The following is a 25,456-nucleotide window of genomic DNA, read 5'->3' on the forward strand; positions in this document are numbered from 1 at the left end:
GTGAAACCAATGTCAGTAGAAACAGTCAATCGTGGTTATGTGTATAGTGGAACACCAACATCTGATGAAGCAGAAAGCTACTTCCATCAATGTTTTGGTGCAAACCGCTTGATGTACAACCTTCATACCGCTCACTTATATGAGTATCTTGAAAAGAATGGCTACACCATCGGTGACAAACTACCCACGTTCAAAGAAATGGGTATGCCGACAGTCAAAGAATTCAAGCAAACGCGTATGAATGAGGAAGGTAACAAATACCTTTACGAAGTGGATGCATTCGCTTCGAACGAAGCGAAACAGCATTTCAAGAAAGCAATATCCGCATTCGACAAAAACGCGTTCAAAGGACAATTCAAGAAGTCTGCACTGAAACGTCAGAAAACTCTTGGAATCGAGCCTACTTTCCGCGACCTTAAGGGAATGCCGAAATTCCACTCTCGTAAGAACAGTAAGCTAAGCTATACTACATTCAACCAACATGACAATATCTTTATTGATGAGAACAAAGTTCTCCATCTTCCAACTGCCCGAAAGAGTAAGTTATCCGAAGTAACCATCAAATTGAATACACATCGGCCATTACCAAATGGCAGTCGTATCAAGCATGTTACGGTAATGACGAATGCTCAAGGGAAGTTCGAAGTATCCATCACTGTTGAATTTGAAATGGAAGTCGAAAGCATTGGGATCCCTGCTGTTGAACGTATTCTTGGACTAGATTACTCACAAGCCAATTTCTTCGTAGATAGTGAAGGTAAGAAAGCCAATTATCCACACTACTATCTCGTTATGGAAGAGTGCCTGGCAAAAGAACAGCGTAAACTATCACGCATGGTACAAGGTTCTAAACGATGGGAACGTCAACGTTTGGTAGTAGCGAAACTCAATACGAAAGTTGTGAACCAACGGAAAGACTGGCTCCACAAGAAGGCCTATGCCCTCGCAAATCGTTATGATATGGTTGTGGTGGAAGACCTTGACCTTCGTGCAATCGGACAAACCTTGAAGTTGGCGAAAAATCAACAAGATAATGGGTTCGGTAACTTCCGCCTGTATCTCAAGTACAAACTTGAACAACAAGGGAAATATTTTGTGAAAGCACCGAAAACCTTCGCTTCAACACAAATCTGTTCTGATTGTGGCGTGAAAAATACAGCCCTCAAGGGCGATATTTCCACGCGTGATTGGACGTGTGATCATTGTCATGAATGGCACGACAGAGACCATAACGCTGGGCTGAACCTACGCAATTATGGTATCCGCTGGATTGATGAAGTATTGTTGGCACCACTATTGGTGGCTGCTTAATCATAGAAACAGGTTTGCTTGGTACCTGACAGTTCCTCTCGCTAGGATTAAAGGGCGTGTCACTGGATGCGTAGTCCGCTGTATATAAACCAGAGCCTCGAAAGAGGCTCACAAGTCTATGACTTCCTTCTAGGAGAAAAGTTCACCGTGGGTGAAAGTCATGGGTTGTTGACCCCAGGATTCTAACTTTCACAAGTAGAGCACTCTTTCCGTTGACGAAGAGCTCATCATTTATGAATGAGCCCACACATAAAGGGTTCATTCTTTTTTGTCTAATGAGGGCGCTGTGGATTCTGTTCATTTGTCGCACCGTTTTACCTGATAGACAACAACGGTTGGTCCACACAGTTAGGGTATACTTATTGTGCGGAGCAGTGCTGCCTGTGTTGACCACTCACTACGGCAGAGAACAACCTGTTGTGTGCATACAAAATGATTCCTTTCAGTGACGCGGGTTTGGAAGTAAATGAATATTCACTAATAATGGCATTTATTAATTAAAATATAGAGATATGGAGTGATTTGAATGACCGCAATAACGCAAACAGAAGCTCAAAAAGAATTAAACATCGATTGGGAAAATCTAGGGTTTAGCTACATCAAAACGGATTATCGCTTTATTTCCTATTGGAAAGACGGAAAATGGGACGACGGCGAACTGACTACGGACAATAAAGTCCATATCAGCGAAGGATCTCCAGCGTTGCACTACGGGCAGTCTTGTTTCGAAGGAATGAAAGCATACCGCACCAAAGACGGTAGCATCAATCTGTTCCGTCCTGATGAAAATGCAAAAAGAATGATCAAGAGCTGCCAAAGATTGTTGATGCCTGAATTTCCTGTCGATAAATTCGTCGAAGCGGTAAAAGCTGTAGTAAAAGCGAATGAAAAATGGGTTCCTCCTTATAACACAGGAAGCACATTGTACCTACGACCTTACATGATCGGCGTGGGTGACAACATCGGCGTAAGACCTGCCGATGAATATATCTTCTCCATCTTCGCGATGCCTGTCGGACCTTACTTCAAGGGCGGATTGACGCCGACAAACTTCATCGTATCCGATTATGACCGTGCCGCTCCACATGGTACCGGTGCTGCAAAAGTAGGCGGAAACTATGCCAGCAGCTTGTTGCCAGGACAAGAAGCGCATGACCGCAATTTCAGCGACTGCATCTATCTTGATCCAGCGACACATACAAAAATTGAAGAGGTCGGTTCAGCAAACTTCTTCGGTATCACAAAAGATAATCGTTTCGTGACACCATCTTCACCATCCATCTTGCCAAGCATCACGAAATATTCTTTGTTGTATCTGGCTGAAAACCGCCTTGGCATGGAAGTTGAAGAAGGCGATGTATTCATCGATAAATTGGATGAATTCAGTGAAGCCGGAGCATGCGGAACTGCCGCAGTCATCTCTCCGATCGCCGGCATCCAATACGGGGATAAATTCCATGTATTCTATTCGGAAACGGAAGTGGGCCCTGTCACGCATAAATTATATGATGAATTGACCGGCATCCAATTCGGCGATAAAGAAGCGCCTGAAGGCTGGATCGTAAAAGTAGACTAAAAAATGAAATGATAAAAAGGGGGCATTGAACCGATTTGGTTCGATGCCCCCTTTTTCCGAAGAATCGGCGTCGTATTTATGGAAAAATAGTTTCATTTTCATTATGATAAGAGTATACAAAGCAAGAAGGGGGGGAGCTACATGGACTATCTCGCTAAAATAAAAAATGACAAATTACGCCGCGTCGCCTTATTGATGAAAGCCCATTGGGGAAGACTGCAGATCAGCCATCAGGCAGCCGAACTGGCCTATTTCGCGTTGTTGGCCTTATTCCCAACCTTGTTGGTTTTCGGGAACCTCATCCCCCTTCTGCCGATACCGAAAGACGAGTTATTAGCTTATTTGGCGCTGACCTTGCCGAAAGAAATCAGCGAGGTGATCAATCCGATAATGAGCGATTATTTGTCTGGAGGCAACGGCCAAGCGATCTCGATCGGGATACTCATTTCCATTTGGACGTCTTCCAAAGCGTTCAGTGTCTTTCAAAAGGTTCTGAACCAGGTTTATAATACGACGGTCCGGAAAAATATCATTGTGCAACGCATGTTTTCGTTCATCATCGCTTTCCTGATGGTCGTGATCATCGCCCTGGTTGCGTTTATTTTTATGTTCGGGAATTATATTTTGGCGTTCTTGGGAGATATCTTCCCGATCCAGATCGCGTACATCAATGCGTTCGATAATCTCAGATGGGTGGGTGCTTTTTTTGTCATTTGGGTCCTTTTGACCTATATCTATTATTTTGTGCCCAATGTTTATTGGTCCATCAAATTCTCCATCCCGGGCGCCTTGTTTTCAACGGTTGCGTTCCTGATGATATCGCAATTATTTTCCAGCTATGTGGGATTCGCGGCCAGGCAAGCCGCCGGGAACGGAGCTGTCGGTGTTTTCATCATCTTGATGCTGTGGCTGTATTTATTGGGAATCGTTTTGATTTTGGGCGGATTTTTGAATGTCATGCTTTATTACTATTTCCGACCGCTGAAGGAAGTGCTCCGCGAAGAAAATCGCTACGTCATCCTTTACTCAGCGAAAGGCATGGAAGCTTCGATCAAAAAGCAGGCCTTGAAAAGGCGACTGATCCGCAGAAATCTGATCATTGTGGAAAATGATGAGATGAGGAAAATGAAAAACAACCGTTCGGCCACATGAAGGCGAAGGTTTACAGTTAATTTAAATCTTCGCTGCTTTTTTTTTATGGTAAAATTCTATATAATGAAAGGATGAAATGAGTATAGTTTTGAATGAGAAAGGATTTAATAATGAGAAATCAGCAAATTAATCAGAAAGCAGATGTGTCGAAGATCGATTACGGCATCATTTTATCTGTTTTTATATTGGCTATCATCAGCGTCGTGACGATATATTCAACAAGCGTATTACAAACGGAGGGGGGGGGCCTCCAACAAACGATCATGCAAATTGTGTGGTACGGTATCGGAATCATCGCCGCGGCGATCGTCATGCACTTCGATTCCGAGCAACTTTGGAAAGTGGCGCCGATCGCATACGGCATCGGCGTGTTCCTATTGTTTTTGGTCCTGATCTTCTACGACCGCAACACCTACGCCTTGCAAGGAGCGAAAAGCTGGTTCAAATTCGGCGCGGTGACTTTTCAGCCATCCGAGGTCGTCAAAGTTTCACTGATCATCATGTTGGCGCGGGTCATAACCGGACACAACATCCAAATCGACGATCGGACCGAAAAGACGGATTTGCGGCTATTGGGGAAAATCGGCATGTGGTCCTTGCCGATGCTGCTGCTTATCATACTTCAAAACGATTTGGGTACGACACTGGTATTCTTGGCCATCATCGTGGGGATGACCTTCATGTCCGGCGTTTCCTGGAAAATCATGTTGCCGGTTTTTGGGACGATTACTCTTTTAGGCGGGGCACTGATTTACCTGGTAGTGTTCAACCGCGACATCTTGTTGCATTTTGGGTTTAAAAATTACCAATTCGCCCGCATCGATTCATGGCTCAACCCATTCGGGGACAGCACGGGGGATGCCTACCAATTGGCGCAAAGCATGAAAGCCATCGGTTCGGGAAAACTCTTCGGCAAGGGCTTGGGCGTCTCTGAAGTATATGTGCCGGTCCGGGTTTCCGATATGATCTTTTCGACCATTGGAGAGAACTTCGGGTTCATCGGCGGCTGCTTCTTGATCTTCATTTATTTCTTATTGATTTATCAAATGATCCGCATCTGTTTCGATACGAAAAACGAGTTTTATGCATACATGTCGACAGGGGTTATCATGATGATCCTCTTCCACGTATTGGAAAACATCGGCATGACGATCGGCCTGCTGCCGATTACCGGTATCCCTTTGCCCTTCATATCGCAAGGTGGATCGGCGTTGCTGGGGAACATGTTGGGCATCGGACTGGTGATGTCCATGAGATATCATTTCCGCAGTTACATGTTCTCCGATGAGGATGAGCATTTTGGAATGTAAAGACAGGAGGGGAAAGCTGGAATGATCACGATTTACCAACATCCGACCTGCTCGACTTGCAAAAAAGCCAGAGCATGGTTTGACCAGGAACAAATACCGTATGAACTGAAAGATATCCGGGAGGAAGCGCCGGACAAAGAAACGATCAAGCAAGCTTTCGAAGCGGGGAATCTGACCCTGCGCCGCATCTTCAATACAAGCGGAAATCTGTACAAAGAAATGCAATTGAAGGACAAACTCGATGACATGAGCATCGAGGATGCGCTTGACCTGCTACAATCGGATGGCATGTTGATCCGCAGACCGTTCATTACGGACGGTAAAAACAGTACCTTTGGTTTTAAAGAAGAAGAATTCGAAACGATTTGGAAATGAAAGAGGAGGAAGCATGATGTCTGAGAAGATGGTGAAATTTAGCGAAAACGGTTTTTGGATAAAGAAAGAAGACGACAAGTACACGATCGGTTTATCGGAAAAAGGGCAGGATGATTTAGGCCAAGTCAGCTTCATCGATTTGCCGGAGGAAGGGGCCATAACGACTGCAGATTCGCTGGTCGGTGTCGAAGCCGCGAAAGCGATGACGGATCTGACTTCCCCTCTGAACGGAAAAATCATAGCGGTCAATGCAGCACTGGAAAACAAGCCCGAGAACTTGAACAGCACTGACGATGCCGTCAACTGGATTGCTGTTTTGACGGATGTCGATGACGAAGAATTCATGTGTCTGCGGAATCTATCCGGTTTAGAATAGAAAAATGCTCCCCTGGAGAGGAAACGACAACTGTCGGTTTCCATCCAGGGGAGCATTTTCATTTTTGTAGTGAAACACTGCCGATAAGTCATAAAACCCGACGAAACTCCTGTTCGTCGTTAGTTTGTAGCGAAATGGGGGCCGAACTCCCGACAGGAGCGCCAGTCGGGTTTTGTCCACTGTGTTCGCCTATTTTTTTGCAGAGCGTTCGATGAAGTCGTTGAAAAAGAGCTGCATCAGCTCGGAATCGGGAATCATCGTTTCCGGATGCCATTGGATGGCAAGGATGCTTTGCTCCAGATCGGATGCCTCCAAGGCTTCCACGATGCCGTCCGGGCTGTATCCGACCGGTTTCAGACCTTTGGCGATCTCCTTTACGGCTTGGTGGTGATAGGAGTTTACCTGGATCTTCCCGCCGACCAGCTCATGCAGATGACTGCCCGGTTCGGTGATGACCGAATGTGTCGGGAATTTGAAGGTGGTCTTTTGCACATGCTGGATTTTGACGTCGGGATAGTCGTGATCCAGATCTTGATATAAGGTCCCGCCCATTTGCACGTTGAGGATCTGGATGCCGCGGCAGACCGCGAAAATCGGTTTCTTCTGCAGAAGGGCCTCCGCTATCAGCGCCATTTCAAATTCATCGCGCAGAGGGAAGGTCGCCTGCATATGCAGCCCCGGCTCTTCTCCGTAGTAATGCGGGGAAACATCCTGTCCACCGGTCAGTAAAATGCCGTCCATTCTTGAAACATACTCTTTCGCTGTTTCAGGGGAACCGATCGGGATGACCAGCGGGTTGCCTTTTGCGGCATGGATACCCTTGATGAAACCGTTCGGGGAATAAGCAACAGCCATTCCGCCGAAAACAGGGACACTCTCTAATAATTCATTTCCGGCGATGCCGATTAAAGGTCTCATTTTTATCATTCCTTCCGTTATAAAACTTGCTTCCCTATTGTACAACAGAACGCTGCCGATGATAAGTTTTCCGACTTGGAACACAGGTAATTATTCCTTTTAGATTATAACGATTATAAAGTGAAGCATTTTTATTGCTGGATTTGCTCGTTTTCAGTATTAATTCATTGCGAAAGGTTTTCAGTTAGTTTAGAATAGGGATAGTATTAATTATGAACATTTGATTAAATTACATAGATTGTGAGGAGTTATTTTATGTCTACATTAGAAGTGAAGGATCTGCATGTCTCCATCGAAGACAAAGAAATACTTAAAGGTGTTAACCTGGTTATGAACACGGGAGAAATCCATGCCATCATGGGGCCGAACGGTACCGGTAAATCTACTTTATCACAAGCTATCATGGGCCATCCGAGCTATAAGATCACACAGGGCGAAATTCTGTTGGACGGCGTAGATGTGACCGAAATGGAAGTCGATGAACGCGCAAGAGCGGGCCTCTTCTTAGCAATGCAATACCCAAGTGAAATCACCGGCATCACGAATGCTGAATTTATGCGTGCTGCCATCAACGCACGCCGTCCGGAAGACGATAAAATATCCGTCATGTCCTTCATCAAAAAATTGGATGAAAAGATGGAAATATTGAATATGCCGGAAGAAATGGCGGAACGCTATTTGAACGAAGGCTTCTCAGGCGGCGAAAAGAAACGCAATGAAATCCTGCAATTGATGATGATCGAACCGACATTCGCCATCCTGGATGAAATCGACTCCGGCTTGGATATCGACGCACTGAAGGTCGTTTCCAAAGGCGTGAACTTGATGGCCGGTCCCGATTTCGGCGTATTGATCATCACGCATTACCAACGTCTGTTGAATTATGTCAACCCTACCTTTGTGCATGTCATGATGGACGGCCGCATCGTCAAATCCGGCGACGCAAGCCTGGCAAAACGTTTGGAAGCAGAAGGCTACCGCGGCATTCGCGATGAATTAGGCTTAGATATCCACTTGGATGAAGAATAGGAGGACGCAATATGCTGAATGAAGAAAAAGCGTCCCTATTGGATGCGGTTCGACTATTTTCCATCGAAAAAGAAGAGCCGGAATGGATGCGCGCAAAACGCTTGGATATGTTCGAAAAATACGAAACCCTGGAATTTCCCTTGATGGAACGGATCAGCTACCATCGTTGGCCGCTGCTGGAGACAAACATCTCGGTTGAAGCGTATGGCGAGGAGCTTGAGAACAGCCAAGGCTTGCAATATGAAATGAACAACAACCCGAAACTGGTGCAATACGGCAAAGTGACCCTAATGGAACAGTTGCCGCAACATTTGATCGAACAAGGCGTCATTTTCACAGATCTGTTCACTGCCGCCCAAGAATATCCCGAATTGGTCAAGGAATACTATATGACGACAGCGGTGAAGCCGGAAGAGGATCGCTTCACGGCATTCCACACGGCGTTCATGAACAGCGGCGTATTCATCTACATCCCCAAAAATGTCGTTGTGGAGGAACCGCTGGAAGCTCTATTCATCCAGAATGCCCATGTGAAGGAAAGTTTCGTGAAACACGTGCTTTTGGTTGCCGATGTGAACAGCTCCGTGAAATACGTCGAGCGTTTCGAAACGGACGGCGCTGAAAAGAACAACGCGAACGTGGTCGTTGAGGTCATCGCCAAATCCGGAGCGCACGTGAAGTTCTCTGCGGTCGATACGTTCGGCGAAAACACGAGCGTTTATTTGAACCGCCGCGGCCATCTGCTGAATGATTCCACCATCGACTGGGCCATCGGGGTCATGAATGACGGCAATGTCATCTCAGACTTCGACTCAGACCTTATCGGGGACGGTTCGCACAGCGAAATCAAAGTTGTGGCCATCTCTACCGGCAAACAAGTGCAGGGCATCGATACGCGCGTGACGAACTACGGCAAACACTCGATCGGGCACATTCTACAGCACGGGGTCATCATGGATCGTTCCACGTTGACGTTCAACGGCATCGGCCACATCATCAAAGGCGCGAAAGGCGCAGATGCGCAACAGGAAAGCCGTGTCTTGATGCTGTCCGATAAAGCGCGAGGGGATGCGAATCCGATCCTCTTGATCGACGAGAATGATGTCACTGCAGGTCATGCGGCGAGCGTCGGGCGTGTCGATCCGGAAGATATGTTCTACCTGTTGAGCCGCGGTATCCCGAAAGCGGAAGCGGAACGTCTGGTCATCCGTGGATTCTTGGGTACCGTCATCGCAGCTATTCCGATCAAGGAAATCCGGGATAACTTGGTAGAGATGATTGAAAGGAAGTTGAAGAAAGCATGATAGATGCCGATAAAATAAAACAGGATTTTCCGATACTGTTTCAGTCAGTCAATGATGAACCATTGATTTATTTGGACAATGCTGCCACTTCCCAAAAACCGAGACAAGTGCTGGATGCTATCCAACACTATTACGAGCATGACAATGCCAACATCCATCGCGGGGTGCATACCCTTGCGGAGCGTGCGACTACCCACTATGAAGAGGCACGGGAGAAATTGCGCCGTTTCATCAATGCGGCGTCAACGAAAGAGGTGCTCTTCACGAGAGGCACCACGACAGGGCTTAACTGGGTTTCGCGCAGCTTCGGCGACAGCGTCATCGAAGAAGGGGACGAAATCTACATCACGCCCATGGAGCACCATTCCAATGTGGTTCCGTGGCAGCAATTGGCGAAACGCAAAAACGCCAAACTGGTCTACTTGCCGTTGACGGCGGACGGGTTTGTGGATGTCCAGAAATCTGCTGAAGTCATTTCTGCCAAAGGCAAAATCTTATCCGTCTGTCATGCTTCCAATGTTCTGGGCATCACGAATCCGATCAAGGAACTGGCGGAGTTGATCCACCAACAAAATGGCTACATCGTCGTGGACGGGGCGCAATCGGTGCCGCATATGAAAGTCGATGTTCAAGCGCTGGATGCGGATTTTTACGCCTTCAGCGGCCATAAAATGCTGGGGCCTACGGGTTCGGGCATCTTATACGGGAAGGAAGCCTTGCTTAATGCGATGGAACCCGTCGAATTCGGCGGCGAAATGATCGATTTCGTCTACGATTACGAAAGCACTTGGAACGTCCTGCCTTGGAAATTTGAAGCAGGGACACCGAACATCGTAGGGGGCATCGGACTCGGTGCCGCCGTCGATTACTTGGAAGCCATCGGCATGGATGAAATCGAAGCCTATGAAAAAGAGCTTGTCAGATACGTCCTGCCGAAGCTGCAAACCATCGAAGGCATTTCCGTCTATGGTCCCGCTGACCCGGAACTGCACACCGGCGTCATCACCTTCAACTTGGACGGCGTTCATCCCCATGATCTGGCTACGGCTTTCGATATGGAGGGCATCGCTGTCCGCGCCGGCCACCACTGCGCACAGACGCTGATGCGTTACTTGGACGTCCATGCGACGGCGAGGGCTAGTTTCTACTTTTACAATACATTTGAAGATGCGGACCGTTTCATTGATTCGCTGAAAAAAATAAAGGAGTTTTTCAAAGATGGCTTTATCTAAACTTGATAACCTATATCGTTATGTCATTCTGGATCACTCCAGTCATCCGCATAATTTTGGTACGCTTGAACACGCCGACGAACAGATCGAATTGAACAATCCTACCTGTGGCGATGTCATCACCTTGCAATTGGCTATGGAAGATGGCGTCATCAAACAGGCCAAATTCTCCGGCCATGGCTGCAGCATCAGCACGGCCAGCGCGAGCATGATGACCGATGTGATCATAGGCAAAACAAAAGATGAGGCTCTTGCTTTGGCGAAAGAATTTTTCCTGCTGGTCCAAGATAAGATTGAACCAAATGAAGCACATCTGGGCGAAGCGGTTGTCCTTAACGGCGTGGCCAAATTTCCGGCCCGCATCAAATGCGCGACATTGGCGTGGAAAGCGTTGGAAAGAGCGATCACGCAAGACGAACAAGAAAAAGGGGAAAAACAAGCTGATTCCTCGCATGAAGGAGAGATTTTATGAGTGATGTACCAGTAGTTGGCGATTATAAATTTGGCTTTCATGACAATGCGGAAATCATTTATTCGACGGGGAAAAGTCTGACGGAAGGCGTCATCAGAGATATGTCCGAAGAAAAAGGGGAACCGCAATGGATGCTGGATTTCCGCCTTAAATCATTAGAAGCATACCGGAAAAGTTCGCTTCCAAAGTGGGGCCCCGACCTATCCGATCTGAATTTCGACGAAATCACCTACTTCCAGAAGGCTACCGATAAAGTAGCCAGAACTTGGGATGATGTACCAGATGAAATTAAAGAAACGTTTGAAAAAATCGGCATCCCGGAAGCGGAACGCGCCTACTTGGCGGGTGTTACGGTCCAGTACGAATCAGAGGCCGTCTACCACAACATGAAGGAAGAATTCGAGAAACTGGGGATCATCTTCACGGATACGGATACCGCAGTGCGTGAGTACCCGGAGCTGTTCAAGGAGTATTTCGCCACGGTCGTCCCACCGACGGATAACTTTGAAGCGGCATTGAACTCTGCGGTATGGTCAGGCGGAACCTTCATCTATGTGCCGAAAGGCGTCAAATGTGATGTGCCCTTGCAAACATACTTCCGCATCAACAATGAAGGGTCCGGCCAATTCGAACGGACGTTGATCGTCGTTGATGAAGGAGCTAGCGTCCACTATGTGGAAGGTTGTACAGCGCCGACTTTTTCATCAGACAGTCTGCATGCTGCCGTCGTTGAGATCATCGTCAAGAAGGACGCGTACTGCCGTTACACGACCATCCAAAACTGGTCGAACAATGTGTACAACTTGGTGACGAAACGTGCCGTTGCCTATGAAAATGCGACGATGGAATGGATCGACGGCAACTTGGGTTCACGGGTGACCATGAAATATCCAGCCGTCATCCTGAACGGCCGTGGCGCAAGAGGGACGATGTTGTCGGTTGCTTTTGCCGGCAAAGGACAGAACCAGGATACAGGGGCTAAAATGATCCACAACGCGCCGAATACGTCCAGTTCGATCGTTTCCAAGTCCATCGCCAAAGACGGCGGAGCGGTCAACTACCGTGGCCAAGTGAAGTTCGGCAAGAATTCGCAAGGGTCGATTTCGCACATCGAGTGCGATACGATCATCATGGATGATATTTCGACTTCCGACACAATTCCGTTCAATGAAATCCACAACGGCCATGTGTCTTTGGAGCACGAAGCGAAAGTTTCAAAAATATCCGAAGAACAACTGTATTACTTGATGAGCCGCGGATTGACCGAATCCCAAGCGACCGAAATGATCGTCATGGGCTTCGTCGAACCATTCACCAAAGAACTGCCGATGGAGTATGCGGTCGAGTTGAATAGACTTATCGCCTACGAGATGGAAGGTTCAGTGGGATAATAATTGAAAAATACAGCCGCAAACGTTGATATAATGACGTTTGCGGTTTTTTTTGCGTATTTACTTTGAGCGTGGGTGGGGGCCGGGTTCCCGGCGAGCGTTGCTTCGCCGAGAAATAACGAATGGAACGGCGTCGGATTATCGGTGAGGATTGCTTCACCGGGAAACAGCACATTAATCAGAGCCGAATCTCCGGTGAGGACTATCTCGCCGGAGGACGGCGGGAAAAGCGGGATCGGATCTTCGGCGAGAACCCGGCAACCGGAGAAGAGCAGGAAAACGAATCCGCTTCTCCGGTTGCCCTTCAAAAGAAGTGAACCTGTCCCGCTTTTCTTGCATAATAAAATAACCATGGTTACGCTTCATTTTTTATTTTCATAATCAAACGCACGATATTTACGAATTAAAGTATCAAGAAGGCACCACATCTTGTGCAAGAACTGGATAGTGATGTATTCTAATGGAAATTCAGAAAAAAAAAGTTCTGAATTCAATGGAATGAGAGGAGGGAATAAAATGTCAAGTTTCTTTAGTTGGGATCTAGTATGGGAGTTTTTTCCTAAAATTCTCAGTGCGTTGCCCGTAACATTGTTGATTGTAGGCATTGCGACTTTTGTAGGTTTGATGTTGGGAAATTTTATTGCGTTCATGCGGGTGGAGAAAATACCGATAGTGAGTCAAATAGCCGCAGTATTTGTTTCCTTTATTCGCGGGACGCCGATTCTTGTCCAACTATACATCGTTTATTACGGTGTACCCAGCCTCTTACAGGCGATTCAAATCGATGTGTCATCATGGAACAAAATTATCTTTATCTATATTACGTACGGATTGAATACCGCGGCATTTCAATCAGAAACCATTCGCGCCGCAATCTTGAGTGTACCGATTACGCAGAAAGAAGCAAGCATTGCTTGTGGACTGACCAAGTCACAAATGTACTTACGTGTCATTCTTCCGCAAGTTGTTCGTGTGGCATTACCAGCATTTGGTACCACTACTGTTGCTTTGCTGCAGGATACTTCATTGGCATTTACGATCGGGATAGTGGATGTCGTAGGGAAAGCGCGGGCCATTGGTGCTGTTACCTTCCACACGTTAGAAGGCTACGTAGGCGCGGCAGTTCTGTTTATTACCTTGAGCATTATTCTTGAACGAGTCTTTGACTTGTTGGAAAAACGGATGAATTTCACAGAAGCAAAAAAAACGTCTTTCCAACTCCCAAGTCTATCACTTATTAAAAAAGTTCAAAAAATCGGGATCCAAAAAATCGAGACAAATTGAAGGAGTGTTCAGGATGAAAAAATCAGCATGGGGATTTGGAGCGAGTTTATTGGTTGCAGGGATACTGTTGGCTGGGTGCAGCAGCGGCTCTGCTGCTACTGAGAGCGCAGCAGATAGCGGAGCAACAGAGATCAAAGTAGGTACAGGGAACGAAGCTCTGCCGTATGCTTATTTAGATGAAAACGGCAAATATGATGGCTATGATGTCGCTGTAGTAAAAGCCATTGATGAAAAACTGACGGATTACACGTTCACTTTTGAAGGAGCGGACTTTCCCACAACATTGTCAAATTTAGAGAGCAATAAGGTTCAGATGGCTGCCTTTGAATATGAAGTGAATGCAGATCGCCAAGAAAAATTTGTATACGGGGATGCCGGCTACGTGGTATGGGATACTTACATCGTTTCGGATCCGGATGCAGGAACGGTTTATCAGTCCTTTGCCGATCTTGCCGGGAAAAAAGTATACGCCACAACTGCAACGAATCAGGCAGCGATGGCTGAAACTTATTTAAAAGAAAACCCGGGTGCCTTTGAATTAGTTTATGGCGAATACAATAACGAACAGATCGTTCAAGCGGTTACGTCAGGAGCAGTGGATGCAACTTTGGCGCCAAAATATCAAGTTGACAACTGGAACCGCTCCTTTAATGAAAATTTAGCAGTCGGCAGCGAACCAGTCCACAATTCGGATGCCTACTTGCTCTTCAATAAAGAAACGGATCCAGCCCTTATCGCTGCCGTGAATACAGCATTAGAGGAATTAAAAGCGGATGGAACCATTAAAGAACTTTCCGAAAAATATCTAGATGGTGATTATGTGCCAGAATAAGAAAGGATGAGGGCCATGAGTTTCAAATTTGAGGTGATGTTCCAATCATTGAAAGTAGCTAGCCAATACGTTGGCACAACATTGTTCATGGCAATCACTGCTCTAGTAATCGGCGTTATTTTAGGCTTAGGTATTGCGCTGGTTCGACTGTATCGCATCAAAGGACTTAGCCAATTTTTTCAAGCGGTCGTCACTTTGTTGAAAGGCATTCCCATGGTATTGATTATTCTCGCTTTGTACTTGATTGCTTCTAAACAGTTTGATGTTTGGGCTAAATCCATGCATTGGTCGCTCCGATTCAAAGATTTCAACATGGTATGGATCGCCGTTGCCGCATTGAGTTTAATGGCCACAATCAATAGCAGCGAGATTTTTCGCGGGGCATTTGCAGCTGTCAAACCGGGGCAGTTCGATGCGGCCAAATCTATAGGCTTGACCAACCTTCAAACGATTCGTCGCATGCTGTTGCCGCAAGCGATTCCTATTTCTTTACCGATGTTCAGTAATTTACTGATCGGCTTGGTCAAGGCCTCTTCCTTAGCGTCAATGGTCAGTGTCGTCGATGTGTTTGCAGCTGCGAAGATCACAGCGCAGCAAAATTATCGGTTCTTAGAAGCATATGTGGCGGTCGCGGTCATTTATTGGGGAATCAGTTTAGTGATCGAAAAAATTGTGCAAATCCTTGAAGAACGCATGAGCCGTAAACTGAGGAGGGCGATTTTATGATGGAAGTACGCAATATCCAAAAGCGATTTGGCAAGCAAGAAGTTCTCAAAGGCATCAATATGGAGGTTGCCAAAGGAGAAGTTGTCACCCTTTTAGGGCCAAGCGGTTCCGGTAAAACAACCTTTCTACGCTGCTTGAATTTTTTGGAACGAGCGGATGAAGGCAGTATTGTGTTAGGGGAGACTGAAACGATTGTAAATAAAGCCAATGCAAAGGAGATTTTGGCGCATCAACGACAAACAGCGATGGTCTTTCAAAATTTTGCGTTGTTCCAAAATAAGACAGCGCGCGAAAATATTGTGATGCCGCTTTTGCTGACGAAGAACAAGACAAAGCAAGAAGCGTATGAATTGGCAGATGTGTTGCTGGAACAAGTGGGATTATCCGAGCGCCAAGATTTTTATCCCAGTCAATTATCCGGCGGCCAGCAGCAACGAATCGGAATTGCGCGAGCATTGGCGTTGAATCCCAAAGTGATATTATTCGATGAACCGACTTCAGCATTGGATCCGGAATTAGTGGGACAGACACTGACTCTCTTGCGGGACATCGCTGAAACGGGAGCAACGATGGTGTTGGTGACGCATGAGATGAAATTCGCTTATGAAGTGTCAGACAAAATAATCTTTATGGAAAATGGCCAGGTGGTTGAACAAGGAACACCTAAAGAAGTGTTTGAACAAACGAAAGAAGAGCGGACCAAAGCCTTTTTGACCCGTTTCACGAATCAAATGGCTAGATAGGGGAGGAAATAAGATGGCATATCGTTTCGCAAATCGTATCAAGGAATTGAAAACATCTCCTTTAAGAGAAAACGCAAGTAAAAACATGGAACTCAAAGATGTGATCTCATTTGCTTACGGCTATCCGCCGGTTGAAGCTTTTCCAATGGAAACCCTACAAAAAATTTCCCAAAAATTATACACGGAAGTCGATCCAGAAACATTTTTGCAATATGGTGCCTCCGAAGGCTATCCCTTGCTGCGTAAGCTGGTCAAAGAACGGCTGGCGGCAACTGCCAATCTTCAGAATGAGGAGCAGGTGCTGATAACTTCGGGTTCCACCCAAGCAATGGATATTGCCGTGAAAGTCTTTTGTGATGAGGGAGACGTCGTTCTGTGCGAAGAACAAACCTTTTCAGGCGCGGTGAATGCGATCAAAGGCTATGGAGCCATTCCCGTACCGATTCCGATGAACGTCGCAGAAGAATCCGTCGATTTGGAAGCACTGGAAGAAATGCTGCAATTTGACCAACGCATCAAGTTCATATACCTCATTCCCACCTTTCAAAATCCGTTAGGGACATCGATTCCTTTAGAAAAGCGCCAAGCGATTTACAGCTTGGCCCAAAAATATGATGTGCTGATTTTCGAAGATGATCCTTATGGAGATCTCTTGTACTACGGCGAACCGATCATGAAGCTGAAGGAAATGGATACGGACGGGCGTGTCCTTTATGCGGGGTCGTTTTCAAAAATTTTAGCACCCAGCACAAGGTTGGGCTTCATCATGGCGCCGGATGAAATCATGGAAAAATTGATTTTAGCGAAGCAAGTCTCGGATTCCCATACCAATTTTTATTGGCAAGTAATGTTGGCGGAATTCATGATGAATCATCACTTTGAAGAACATGTCTCGGCGTTGAAGCTATTTTACAAAGAAAAGTTTGAAGCGATGGTTGCGGCTCTTGAAGCATTGCCGAAAGACAAAGTTCAGTTCATCAAACCGGCTGGCGGCTACTTTATCTGCTGCAAGATGGCGGATGAACTGGATCCGGAAACATTCTATGCGGCATTGGATGAAGCCAAGGTCGCCGTCATCCCTGGAAATGTGATGAGTGTGGCGCAGGAAGGGTATGAACGCTATTTCCGATTGAACTTCACCAAACCTACACTGCCGGAAATCGAGAAAGGGATAAAAGTGATTGGTGAAGCTTTGGAACAAGCGACGCCTGCAGCGTACAAACAAGTGATTTGAGGAGGGTATCTATATGAAATTGATTTATTATGGTGTCAGCGATGACGAAGTAAAATTCGTCAATCGTTGGAGTTTTAGCAATAAAGTACCCGTGACGATCATCAAAGAAGGGATATCCAGCGAAAATATTCATCTCGCTGGACTTCACGATGGGGTCTGCCTGTATCCAAGTCCGGAAATGCGTCAAAGTGAACTGCTCTACCGTAAGTTGCGGGAACAAGGGATTCGCCAATTATCGGTCAAATCGACCGGTGTGGATGGGATCAACTTCGAATGGGCGCAAAAATATGGATTGACAGTGACGAATGTTCCTTCTTACAGTCCCACTTCAGTCGGTCATTTTGCGATCATGTCGATTTTAATGCTCCTGCGGAATATTCCAACCGTCCTGCAAACAAAATCATCCCGTAAAACAGCGATCGGCAGAGAATTACAAGATGTGACGGTCGGAATCTTAGGAACAGGCCGGATCGGTTCTGTGGTCGCTGAAGGGATCCATGCTTTGGGTGGCCGCGTGATCGCCTCCAGTTCAAGAGAAAATCCTCGTTTGAAAGGGAAAGTCAGCTATGTTTCTTTTGAAGAACTGTTGAAAGAATCGGATGTTCTGTCCATACACGTACCCTTATCTGAAAAATCCACCTATCTTTTTTCTGAGGAAACATTTGCAAAAATGAAACCCGATAGTTGCCTGGTGAATACAGCGCGCGGAAAAATTGTCGATACCGAAGCGCTGATTCAATGTTTAGCAACCGGGAAAATGGGTGGTGCAGCATTGGATACGTTAGAAGACGAGGAAAAATATTTTTCCGTCGGTTGGGCGAATAACCCGTATTATTCTCGCTTGATGACCTTCCCGAATGTAATGATTACACCGCATATTGCATACCATACAGAATTGGCCGTACAAGAAATTGTTGAGACCTCGTTAACAAATGCGCGAGACATTTTATTAGCAGGAAGTTCCCGTAATACGATCTCACTTTGAGAAATCAAAAGAAGGAGGAGACGAAGATGATCCAGGCGCAAATAAGAGGACTGCAAAAAAGTTTTGGTAAGAATGAGATATTGAAAAACGTAGATTTGACCATCCATAAAGGCGAAGTTGTCTGCATTATCGGACCAAGCGGATCGGGTAAAACCACCTTCTTGCGTTGTTTAAATCTCTTGGAACGGCCGGATGCAGGGATTTATGCACTTGGCGATCTTCACTATGACCTCAGTCGCATCGGCACACATCAGAGCCGAGAAATTGCCAGAAAAACAGCGATGGTTTTTCAATCCTATGAATTATTCAGTCACATGACGGTTTTACAAAATGTGATGGAAGGATTGGTTACACCACGAAAAGTCCCCAAAAAACTAGCAGAAAAAGTGGCCTATTCAGTCTTAGAAAAAGTCGGGATGGCGGACAAAGCAGGGATGTATCCTAGCCAACTATCCGGCGGGCAGCAGCAACGGGTTGGCATTGCCCGAGCGATGGCGTTATCTCCAGACTTGTTGTTATTCGATGAGCCCACATCTGCCCTTGATCCAGAACTTGTCGGGGATGTGTTGAATGTGATGAGGCAATTGGCTGACAGTGGTCAAACGATGGTTATCGTTACCCATGAGATGCAGTTCGCACAAGAGGTGGCGGATAAAGTTGTTTTTATGGCTGATGGGATAGTCATTGAATCAGGAACGCCTTCAGAAGTCTTTGATGATCCTAAAGAAGTGCGGACAAAACAATTTTTAACACAAGTTCGGTTTAATACAGCAATCTGAGAGGGATGTCACGTGGAATATACGGGAGAAAAAAGCAAGCTTTGGACCAAAGACTTTCTCTTGGTGAACAGTATCACTTTTTTGGCAATGACGGCAATCACGACCCAAATGGGAACATTGCCCCTCTATGTGACTGCACTAGGTGGGTCAAAAGCGGTAGCGGGAAGCATTGTGGGGATCTTAGGTATCTCGGCTTTATTTTTCCGCTTGCCAATCGGCATATTATTGGATCAATACGGTCGCAGGCTATTGCTCAGCATTGGGTTAGGGATTCTTTTCATTGACTTCGCCTTGTTGAATGTGTTTCAAACGCTAGTGATGCTGTTTTGTTTACGCTTGATCCAAGGGGTTGGCAACAGTATCCAAGCAACAAGTGCTGCGACCATGGCGGCAGATTTGATTCCAAAGGAAAAGTTATCTGTTGGCTTAGGGTACTTTAGTATTGCCCAAGCAGTCCCTGGCGCAATAGGGCCTTTGCTGGGGTTGGCGGTGGTGGAAAAATACGGATTTGAGGCATTGTTTCGAGTGGCGCTTTTGTTGACAAGTGTGGCTTTTGTTTTAAGCTTTTTTTTAAGTGCTCAAACTCCCAGCACTCTTTTTGCGGGAGTAAAGACGAGTGGCGGAACGACTAAAGCGTTGTCCGTCATGAAGAATCGAGGCGTAACTTTTCCAAGTCTGATCATGTTTTTGATTTGCTTTGCGAATTCCGGCGTTATTGCTTTTATTGCGCAGTTTGCGATCGAAAAGAAAATCAACGGATCGGGCTACTACTTTACATTGATGTCGATCGTCACAGTTCTGATTCGTTTTCTCTTCCCCTATATGATGAATCGCATCAACCAATCGTTTTTGATTTGCAGCAGTATAGTGAGCATCAGTGCATCGTTTGGCATACTTGCTTATGCCGATGATCTTATGCATTTACTGTTAGCGGCCATGCTATATGGAATCGGTTTTGCCAGTTTGCTGCCGGTCATGAATACGATTGTTTTGCAAAGTATTTTAGATCAAGAACGCGGACGCGCGACCGCAGTCTTCTCAGCTTCTCTGGACGTAGCGTACGGTGGTGGTGCGATGCTTTGGGGCGTGATCGCCAGTTTGTTTGGGTTTCACGTCATGTACCTATTTTGCGGAGGATTTGGACTAGCAGCTCTGCTTGTTTACCTTCTATTTGTTGGCAATGAAAGGAAATGTCATAAAATATAACACATCTTGTGAGCCCAATCTTGCACCTCTTATCAATTCTCGATAAAATAAGAAAACGATGAGAGTGGAGGGGCTTATGGATGGATGCGTTAGACCAGAAAATTTTAAATATTTTGCAAAAAAATGGCCGGATCACCGTCAAACAAATTGCTGAAGACTGTTTCATCTCGTCTCCTTCTGTATCGGTACGTTTGCAGAATTTAGAAAGCCTGGGATATATCCATACGTATCAAGCTATTATGGACTATCAGAAATTGGGTTTTTTGATCAAGGCATATGTGAATTGTGCGGTCAATGCGAAGGACAAAAAAGATTTCTATCGTTATGTCGAAGAAATCCCCAATGTCGTCGAATGCGACTGCATTACAGGTGATTACTCGATGTTATTGAGGGTCTTCTTTACCAACACGATAGAACTTGATGAATTTATTACTGACCTGCAACGCTTTGGCGATACCAAAACGCATATTGTCTTTTCAACAAATGTCGGTCCCCGCGGGCTGCAAATCCAAATAAACGAATAAGCAAAGACGCCGATAGTCCTATTTCGGCGTCTTTGCTTATTTTTGTATTTCGTCCGACAGTTATCTCGGCTCAAGGAATGATAGGGGTATAGCCCAATGAGGTCGACGCGAACAGTGCCGATCGATTACCCGGTGAACGCCGATAACTTTCAGAGTGTGATTTAATTTGTAAAATGTACAAATTGCGATGTGAAGTAATCGGTGTTTGGGGGTATAATAACCCATCGAAAAAACTTTATGATAATCTACAAAAAGCTTCAGTATGCTATACTGAATTAGAATACTTCTCAGAACAAATAATCTGGTAAGAAGGTGGAGGAATGGCAGATAGGTCGTTAGTATATGCAAAACAGCACAAAAATTTCTTGATTTTGTTTATAAGATTTCCATATAAAAAGCATGAATAAGTTGACTTGTTTCAATATATAATGCAACAGGAATAAAGAAGTGTAGATAATTAATCATAATGAAAATGATATAATGGGGATTGAATAACTATGTGATCGGGGACATGTACATGAATGAGAGTTTTGTGAGAGAAATACTGAGCAATAGTTCAAATAGTTCAGAACATGATACTGTTAAATTGATAGCAATTTTTAATAATATCATTCCAGATATTGTAAATCATTTGAAAGAAATTAGGCTAACACTTCCAAATTTTGATGTTCATGATGATTCTCATGCTAAGCAAGTATTAGAAAATATGTTAATCCTCTCTAATTATTACGAAAGTAATTCACTTAAATTAACTAACTACGAATATTTTTTAATTATACTATCCGCATATATGCATGATACTGGAATGGCGTTACCGAAGTGGGAGTTAAATTTGTTTAAGGCGACGGAAGGTAATGATTGGTTCAGCTTGTATGACGAACTTGAAATAACCATAAATAATGATGGGAAAAAGCCTTTTCTCTTTTCTGAAGCAAAAGAATTTATAATAGACAACAAAAAATTTATTTACGCTGAATTCGATAATGTTAAATCTTTCATTTTTATAGAAGATAAAGAAGAACAGTTTATTGATTCTTTAGCGAGAAAATTGGTAAATTATCAACAGTTTAGGAATGGATTTTCATTCGAGTTAAGTAATATAAAAGACAAAAATGAATATAGAGAAAAGAGTGAGAATATTCGCTATGAATATATTAGAAGAAATCATCATTTTTTTTCAAAAAAAAATTGTGAACTACTTTCACGCAAAATGGTGGCTTATTCTGATATTTTTACAGCAAGTAAATTAGCTGATGATTTAGCTAAGATAGTAGTAGGGCATGGGATAAATTTTTCGGAAATTGAAAAATATGATTTGCGATCAAGATATTCTGATGGAAATTATGCTAACATCTTCTTTATTACAGTTTTAATTCGATTAGGTGATGTTATACATTTTTCCGCTGAAAGAGCACCTAAGTCTCTAATGGCTTCCAAAATGATACAAGATAATACAAGCATCATTCATTGGGAAGTAAAACAAGAAGGAATTAATTCTTGGTTGACAGATTTTGATGAAAAGGGCAACAGAGAGATATCTTATAGCGCGTACTTTAAAGAACCAAAACTTTATTATTTTTTCCAAGACTATATGGATTGGGTAGATATTGAACTATCAAATTACCATATTTATTACTCCATTCAAATAAAAGATAATAATTTAAAGAAATTCTCTGAGTATTATAATTTAAATTTAGCGGAAAAAGTAAATAGGCAAGCGGTACTATACGATGAACATTCGTTTGTACCAGTTGACAACCTGAAGTTTGTACTTAATCAAACGCGAATATTAGAATTACTTATGGGGGTAGGTTTATACAAGGATAAATATCTTTGTTTACGTGAATTATATCAAAATTCAATGGATGCTTGTAAATGTGCTTTAGCCAATGGTTCAATCAAAGAGGGCTTAATTGAATTCGGGATTGAAGAAGATATTAATGGGAGATATCTATATTGTTTAGATAATGGCATAGGAATGACCAAGCAAATAATTGAAGACTATTTTTTGAATATCGGAACGTCTTATTATAAATCAAGACAATTTTATGAATTGAAAGCTAGCTGGGAGAAAGGAGTATCCCCAACATCTCAGTTTGGAATAGGAATTTTGTCATGTTTTATGATTGGCGATGAGATAGAGGTAATTACTAAGAATTCTGGTGAAAATGGGTCCCCTTTAATTTCATTCAAAGTAGATGGTCCTCATGAAAAATTTTATTACAAAAATGCAGAAGAAATAGATAAAGAACTAGTTGGTCAAAATGGAACTTTAATTAAAATTTATCTGTCTGTTCAAGAATTAAATGATGAACATGTAGAGGAAATGGATAATAAGTTAATCTTTTTTGATGGCAGCACGGATAGACGTGGGGATAATTCTACAACAAGTATACAAACAATTGAAAATAATATTTACAGCAAATTATTCCATATGATAAATAATACACCTCAAAATATTAAAGTCGCTACAAGATTAAGCAATAATTCCTTAAAATATATTGTTGATAATTATGAACCTTTCGATTTGACAAAGATAACCAAAGAAAAATTACTAGATGAAACACGGGAGAATTTCTCAGAAGAATATAAAGAATCCCTAATATGTATAAAGGATAATTGGGATAAGTTTAAATCTCAAGTAGTGAAAGTTTCTTCTAAAAATATCTCCTTGACAACTCCTATCATTCTACCCACTTCTGATAAAAACGAGGTACTTAATAATCTATATTCATTTCCATTTTTTAAAAGAGGAGGGCTAGTCTCTGTTGATGGAATAATAATTGATGATTACAAAGTAATTAAACAATCAATTGATAACGTACTTTTTAAAGACATTAATAATAATCAACCTTTTATTATAAATTTTGATGGTGAATTTAGACCAAAACTTTCTGTGGATCGTTTGAGTGTAACTGAAATATCAGAGGAATTAGTTGAAGAATTAAAAGCATTGATAGAGATGCTAAAAAATAAAATATGTACTGCAATATTGGATTATGTAATGAACTTATCATCTGATATAGGAAATAGCGATTTGATTTTAGAAAAACTCATTGACTATAATAAAATTTTCAAAATCGATATAATCGACTTCCTAGCGAATAGTGAAAAAAATATTCCTAATCAATTATTTCCCAATCTTCTAAATTATGTTTTAGAAGTCGATCAAATTACTGATTTTTTCAAAGCTGGTATTGTTAAGATTAAGCCAAATTTTTTAATTTCCAAATGTAATAAGCAAGAATGGTTGATATATTTAAGTAAAATAATGTGCTCAAATAAAATAGAAATATTTGATGATTATATTCTTGTTACATGTAATGAGCGATTGGTAATAAATCAGAATTTGATTCATCACTATTACGAACATCAAAGTGTTCCATTTTTAACTTATGCTGAGAACTGGGACACACATTTTCCAAACAATGATGTCGTAACTGGGGTATTTCCGATAGTATCTCCAAATCTATTTAAACTGGCAAAATATGATTATCGTGAAAGAATAATGTTTACCAATGATCGGGTGAATTGGATAAGTACGATGGGCAATGGGTTATCTGGAATTGGTTCCTTACAATCACTACAGTTAATTCCAGATGTTGGATTTGGCACACTCCCAATAAAAGGATGGTTCCAAAATGATGAACCTAATAGGGTGCTTAATTATAATCAGGTGCATAATAACTATTGGCTCTTTGAGTTAAATGATCATGGAAGAACTGTTAGAGAAGAAAAAACAGATTACTTGCTGAGAGTCTATATAACACCAAGTATATTAAGTGAAAGTGAAAAAATAAAGTTAGAAAAGAAAAAAGGAAAATATCTTGAATATTTTACTGGTGTCTATGAGGGATGGAGTGTACTTTTTTTAGGGGGAACTAGTGAGATGGCATATTTATCAGGAAAGCATGATTTAGAAGATTTGATAGAGAATATTCCAGATACTTTTTCGAATGAATCCGATATACATTACTACCTTTTAGATAAAAAAGAGATAAAGATATAAGTTTCCATATACCGAATAAAACGATCTTCTATTGATTGTTGACTGCTTTGCCATATTTTTTAAGTCTAAAACTAACACCAATCTGGAAAAATTATCAGAAATAGATATACAGCTATAGAAAGAGACCGTTGATTTAACAAGCTTTATAACCTACTAGCCATCAGTAGAAATTAGCTCTCTTTACTGTAGATATTTTGGGGGAAGAGACCGCCAATGCTGACTTTTAGACTAAACAGTGCAGGAAAATAAACCACATATTGGGGTATACTACTATATCGGGGAAGTGTCAATGTTGATTGATAGTAAGCACTCAATGGGTTCGTTCCATAGTGTTTTTATGTAAAGTAGCCTGAGCATGTTGGACCATAAATTGGGAATTACAAACCAAGTTGAGTTAGCGAAAGCGGAAGAAAGAATCAGTAAAGCTAACGCTAAAGGTTTATATGATGCTGGTGATATCAAAGATCTGGAAGTCGGCACATACAAAGGCTTTGCGGATATTCACAAATATTTGTTTGATGATTTTTATGATTTTGCGGGCAAGACTCGTACTGAAAATATCTCGAAGGGAAATTTCAGATTTGTGCCAGTTATGTACTTACTAAATGTCTTTAGATCATATCGATAAAATGCCGCAATTTACCATGAGTGTAAACTTAGAAATAGATGTTGAATATTAAAGGCCTAA

The 25,456-nt window shown here is 43.2% G+C and carries 23 protein-coding genes and 1 pseudogene; 22 read left to right on the forward strand and 2 right to left on the reverse strand.

The window, feature by feature from the left end:
* The first annotated feature begins 9 nt into the window (after positions 1-9).
* The 6 genes from BM101_RS08465 (at position 10) to BM101_RS08490 (ending at position 6,100) form a co-directional block, all read left to right on the forward strand.
* Positions 10-1,311, forward strand: a complete 1,302-nt coding sequence (locus tag BM101_RS08465) for an RNA-guided endonuclease InsQ/TnpB family protein (RefSeq protein WP_087033451.1) — start codon at positions 10-12, stop codon at positions 1,309-1,311.
* 526 nt (positions 1,312-1,837) lie between these two features.
* Positions 1,838-2,887 carry a branched-chain amino acid aminotransferase gene (locus BM101_RS08470; protein ID WP_087033452.1) on the forward strand — a complete coding sequence of 350 codons (1,050 nt, stop codon included), beginning with the start codon at positions 1,838-1,840 and terminating at the stop codon, positions 2,885-2,887.
* 141 nt (positions 2,888-3,028) lie between these two features.
* The gene (locus tag BM101_RS08475) at positions 3,029-4,039 is read left to right on the forward strand and encodes a YihY/virulence factor BrkB family protein (protein WP_087033453.1); all 1,011 of its coding nucleotides are present in this window, start codon (positions 3,029-3,031) and stop codon (positions 4,037-4,039) included.
* A gap of 110 nt (positions 4,040-4,149) precedes the next feature.
* Positions 4,150-5,349 carry an FtsW/RodA/SpoVE family cell cycle protein gene (locus BM101_RS08480; RefSeq protein ID WP_087033454.1) on the forward strand — a complete coding sequence of 400 codons (1,200 nt, stop codon included), beginning with the start codon at positions 4,150-4,152 and terminating at the stop codon, positions 5,347-5,349.
* A gap of 21 nt (positions 5,350-5,370) precedes the next feature.
* The gene (locus tag BM101_RS08485; protein WP_087033455.1) at positions 5,371-5,724 is read left to right on the forward strand and encodes an arsenate reductase family protein; all 354 of its coding nucleotides are present in this window, start codon (positions 5,371-5,373) and stop codon (positions 5,722-5,724) included.
* Between the two features lie 16 nt (positions 5,725-5,740).
* Entirely contained in the window at positions 5,741-6,100 is a 360-nt protein-coding gene (locus tag BM101_RS08490) for a glycine cleavage system protein H (RefSeq protein WP_177194451.1), read from the forward strand.
* 189 nt (positions 6,101-6,289) lie between these two features.
* Here BM101_RS08490 and BM101_RS08495 read toward each other — a convergent pair whose 3' ends face one another.
* Entirely contained in the window at positions 6,290-7,018 is a 729-nt protein-coding gene (locus tag BM101_RS08495; protein WP_087033527.1) for a gamma-glutamyl-gamma-aminobutyrate hydrolase family protein, read from the reverse strand.
* Between the two features lie 255 nt (positions 7,019-7,273).
* Here BM101_RS08495 and sufC point away from each other — a divergent pair, with 255 nt between their 5' ends.
* Genes sufC through sufB form a run of 5 tightly spaced genes read left to right on the forward strand, consistent with a single transcriptional unit; the run spans position 7,274 to position 12,446 of the window.
* Entirely contained in the window at positions 7,274-8,047 is a 774-nt protein-coding gene (gene sufC / locus BM101_RS08500; protein ID WP_087033456.1) for a Fe-S cluster assembly ATPase SufC, read from the forward strand.
* Between the two features lie 11 nt (positions 8,048-8,058).
* Positions 8,059-9,351: a Fe-S cluster assembly protein SufD gene (gene sufD, locus BM101_RS08505; RefSeq protein WP_087033457.1), complete on the forward strand. Its 1,293-nt coding sequence runs from the start codon at positions 8,059-8,061 to the stop codon at positions 9,349-9,351.
* Complete coding sequence (locus BM101_RS08510; RefSeq protein WP_087033458.1) at positions 9,348-10,583, forward strand: aminotransferase class V-fold PLP-dependent enzyme; 1,236 nt, start codon at positions 9,348-9,350, stop codon at positions 10,581-10,583. The genes sufD and BM101_RS08510 overlap by 4 nt, the downstream gene beginning before the upstream one ends.
* Positions 10,570-11,055: a Fe-S cluster assembly sulfur transfer protein SufU gene (sufU, locus tag BM101_RS08515; protein ID WP_087033459.1), complete on the forward strand. Its 486-nt coding sequence runs from the start codon at positions 10,570-10,572 to the stop codon at positions 11,053-11,055. The genes BM101_RS08510 and sufU overlap by 14 nt, the downstream gene beginning before the upstream one ends.
* Positions 11,052-12,446, forward strand: a complete 1,395-nt coding sequence (gene sufB / locus BM101_RS08520; protein WP_087033460.1) for a Fe-S cluster assembly protein SufB — start codon at positions 11,052-11,054, stop codon at positions 12,444-12,446. The genes sufU and sufB overlap by 4 nt, the downstream gene beginning before the upstream one ends.
* Here sufB and BM101_RS08525 read toward each other — a convergent pair.
* Complete coding sequence (locus BM101_RS08525; RefSeq protein ID WP_087033461.1) at positions 12,419-12,799, reverse strand: hypothetical protein; 381 nt, start codon at positions 12,797-12,799, stop codon at positions 12,419-12,421. The genes sufB and BM101_RS08525 overlap by 28 nt on opposite strands.
* Positions 12,800-12,962: 163 nt before the next feature.
* On the opposite strand from BM101_RS08525, the gene BM101_RS08530 reads away from it, so the two are divergent.
* From BM101_RS08530 to BM101_RS08580, 11 genes and pseudogenes are all read left to right on the forward strand, one after another.
* On the forward strand, positions 12,963-13,730 hold the full coding sequence (locus BM101_RS08530; RefSeq protein ID WP_087033462.1) for an amino acid ABC transporter permease: 768 nt from the start codon (positions 12,963-12,965) through the stop codon (positions 13,728-13,730).
* A gap of 13 nt (positions 13,731-13,743) precedes the next feature.
* Positions 13,744-14,562: a transporter substrate-binding domain-containing protein gene (locus tag BM101_RS08535; protein ID WP_087033463.1), complete on the forward strand. Its 819-nt coding sequence runs from the start codon at positions 13,744-13,746 to the stop codon at positions 14,560-14,562.
* A 15-nt stretch (positions 14,563-14,577) separates the two neighbouring features.
* Entirely contained in the window at positions 14,578-15,288 is a 711-nt protein-coding gene (locus BM101_RS08540; protein WP_087033464.1) for an amino acid ABC transporter permease, read from the forward strand.
* Positions 15,285-16,031: an amino acid ABC transporter ATP-binding protein gene (locus BM101_RS08545; protein ID WP_087033465.1), complete on the forward strand. Its 747-nt coding sequence runs from the start codon at positions 15,285-15,287 to the stop codon at positions 16,029-16,031. Before BM101_RS08540 ends, BM101_RS08545 begins: the two co-directional genes overlap by 4 nt.
* A gap of 13 nt (positions 16,032-16,044) precedes the next feature.
* Positions 16,045-17,265, forward strand: coding sequence for an aminotransferase-like domain-containing protein (locus BM101_RS08550; protein ID WP_087033466.1), 1,221 nt, complete (start codon positions 16,045-16,047; stop codon positions 17,263-17,265).
* A 13-nt stretch (positions 17,266-17,278) separates the two neighbouring features.
* Entirely contained in the window at positions 17,279-18,250 is a 972-nt protein-coding gene (locus BM101_RS08555) for an NAD(P)-dependent oxidoreductase (protein WP_087033467.1), read from the forward strand.
* 26 nt (positions 18,251-18,276) lie between these two features.
* On the forward strand, positions 18,277-19,029 hold the full coding sequence (locus tag BM101_RS08560; protein WP_087033468.1) for an amino acid ABC transporter ATP-binding protein: 753 nt from the start codon (positions 18,277-18,279) through the stop codon (positions 19,027-19,029).
* Positions 19,030-19,041: 12 nt separating this feature from the next.
* The gene (locus tag BM101_RS08565) at positions 19,042-20,235 is read left to right on the forward strand and encodes an MFS transporter (protein ID WP_087033469.1); all 1,194 of its coding nucleotides are present in this window, start codon (positions 19,042-19,044) and stop codon (positions 20,233-20,235) included.
* Positions 20,236-20,315: 80 nt separating this feature from the next.
* Entirely contained in the window at positions 20,316-20,759 is a 444-nt protein-coding gene (locus BM101_RS08570) for an Lrp/AsnC family transcriptional regulator (RefSeq protein ID WP_087033470.1), read from the forward strand.
* A 517-nt stretch (positions 20,760-21,276) separates the two neighbouring features.
* Positions 21,277-24,768 carry an HD domain-containing protein gene (locus tag BM101_RS08575; protein WP_177194452.1) on the forward strand — a complete coding sequence of 1,164 codons (3,492 nt, stop codon included), beginning with the start codon at positions 21,277-21,279 and terminating at the stop codon, positions 24,766-24,768.
* Positions 24,769-25,123: 355 nt separating this feature from the next.
* Positions 25,124-25,406 (forward strand): annotated as a pseudogene (locus BM101_RS08580) (protein adenylyltransferase Fic); the annotation flags it as partial.
* Positions 25,407-25,456: the final 50 nt, after the last annotated feature.

Source organism: Trichococcus palustris (assembly GCF_900114465.1).
In the GTDB taxonomy this organism is placed as follows: domain Bacteria; phylum Bacillota; class Bacilli; order Lactobacillales; family Aerococcaceae; genus Trichococcus; species Trichococcus palustris.

Bases quoted from the DNA above. Each gene is read 5' to 3' on its own strand.
- BM101_RS08555 (WP_087033467.1), top strand. From the start codon at position 17,279: ATGAAATTGATTTATTATGGTGTCAGCGATGACGAAGTAAAATTCGTC.
- sufB (WP_087033460.1), top strand. From the start codon at position 11,052: ATGAGTGATGTACCAGTAGTTGGCGATTATAAATTTGGCTTTCATGAC.
- BM101_RS08525 (WP_087033461.1), bottom strand. From the start codon at position 12,799: ATGGTTATTTTATTATGCAAGAAAAGCGGGACAGGTTCACTTCTTTTG.
- BM101_RS08485 (WP_087033455.1), top strand. From the start codon at position 5,371: ATGATCACGATTTACCAACATCCGACCTGCTCGACTTGCAAAAAAGCC.
- BM101_RS08540 (WP_087033464.1), top strand. From the start codon at position 14,578: ATGAGTTTCAAATTTGAGGTGATGTTCCAATCATTGAAAGTAGCTAGC.
- sufC (WP_087033456.1), top strand. From the start codon at position 7,274: ATGTCTACATTAGAAGTGAAGGATCTGCATGTCTCCATCGAAGACAAA.
- BM101_RS08490 (WP_177194451.1), top strand. From the start codon at position 5,741: ATGTCTGAGAAGATGGTGAAATTTAGCGAAAACGGTTTTTGGATAAAG.
- BM101_RS08550 (WP_087033466.1), top strand. From the start codon at position 16,045: ATGGCATATCGTTTCGCAAATCGTATCAAGGAATTGAAAACATCTCCT.
- BM101_RS08570 (WP_087033470.1), top strand. From the start codon at position 20,316: ATGGATGCGTTAGACCAGAAAATTTTAAATATTTTGCAAAAAAATGGC.
- BM101_RS08495 (WP_087033527.1), bottom strand. From the start codon at position 7,018: ATGAGACCTTTAATCGGCATCGCCGGAAATGAATTATTAGAGAGTGTC.
- BM101_RS08475 (WP_087033453.1), top strand. From the start codon at position 3,029: ATGGACTATCTCGCTAAAATAAAAAATGACAAATTACGCCGCGTCGCC.
- BM101_RS08535 (WP_087033463.1), top strand. From the start codon at position 13,744: ATGAAAAAATCAGCATGGGGATTTGGAGCGAGTTTATTGGTTGCAGGG.
- sufU (WP_087033459.1), top strand. From the start codon at position 10,570: ATGGCTTTATCTAAACTTGATAACCTATATCGTTATGTCATTCTGGAT.
- BM101_RS08465 (WP_087033451.1), top strand. From the start codon at position 10: ATGTCAGTAGAAACAGTCAATCGTGGTTATGTGTATAGTGGAACACCA.
- sufD (WP_087033457.1), top strand. From the start codon at position 8,059: ATGCTGAATGAAGAAAAAGCGTCCCTATTGGATGCGGTTCGACTATTT.
- BM101_RS08575 (WP_177194452.1), top strand. From the start codon at position 21,277: ATGAATGAGAGTTTTGTGAGAGAAATACTGAGCAATAGTTCAAATAGT.
- BM101_RS08470 (WP_087033452.1), top strand. From the start codon at position 1,838: ATGACCGCAATAACGCAAACAGAAGCTCAAAAAGAATTAAACATCGAT.
- BM101_RS08545 (WP_087033465.1), top strand. From the start codon at position 15,285: ATGATGGAAGTACGCAATATCCAAAAGCGATTTGGCAAGCAAGAAGTT.
- BM101_RS08480 (WP_087033454.1), top strand. From the start codon at position 4,150: ATGAGAAATCAGCAAATTAATCAGAAAGCAGATGTGTCGAAGATCGAT.
- BM101_RS08560 (WP_087033468.1), top strand. From the start codon at position 18,277: ATGATCCAGGCGCAAATAAGAGGACTGCAAAAAAGTTTTGGTAAGAAT.
- BM101_RS08510 (WP_087033458.1), top strand. From the start codon at position 9,348: ATGATAGATGCCGATAAAATAAAACAGGATTTTCCGATACTGTTTCAG.
- BM101_RS08530 (WP_087033462.1), top strand. From the start codon at position 12,963: ATGTCAAGTTTCTTTAGTTGGGATCTAGTATGGGAGTTTTTTCCTAAA.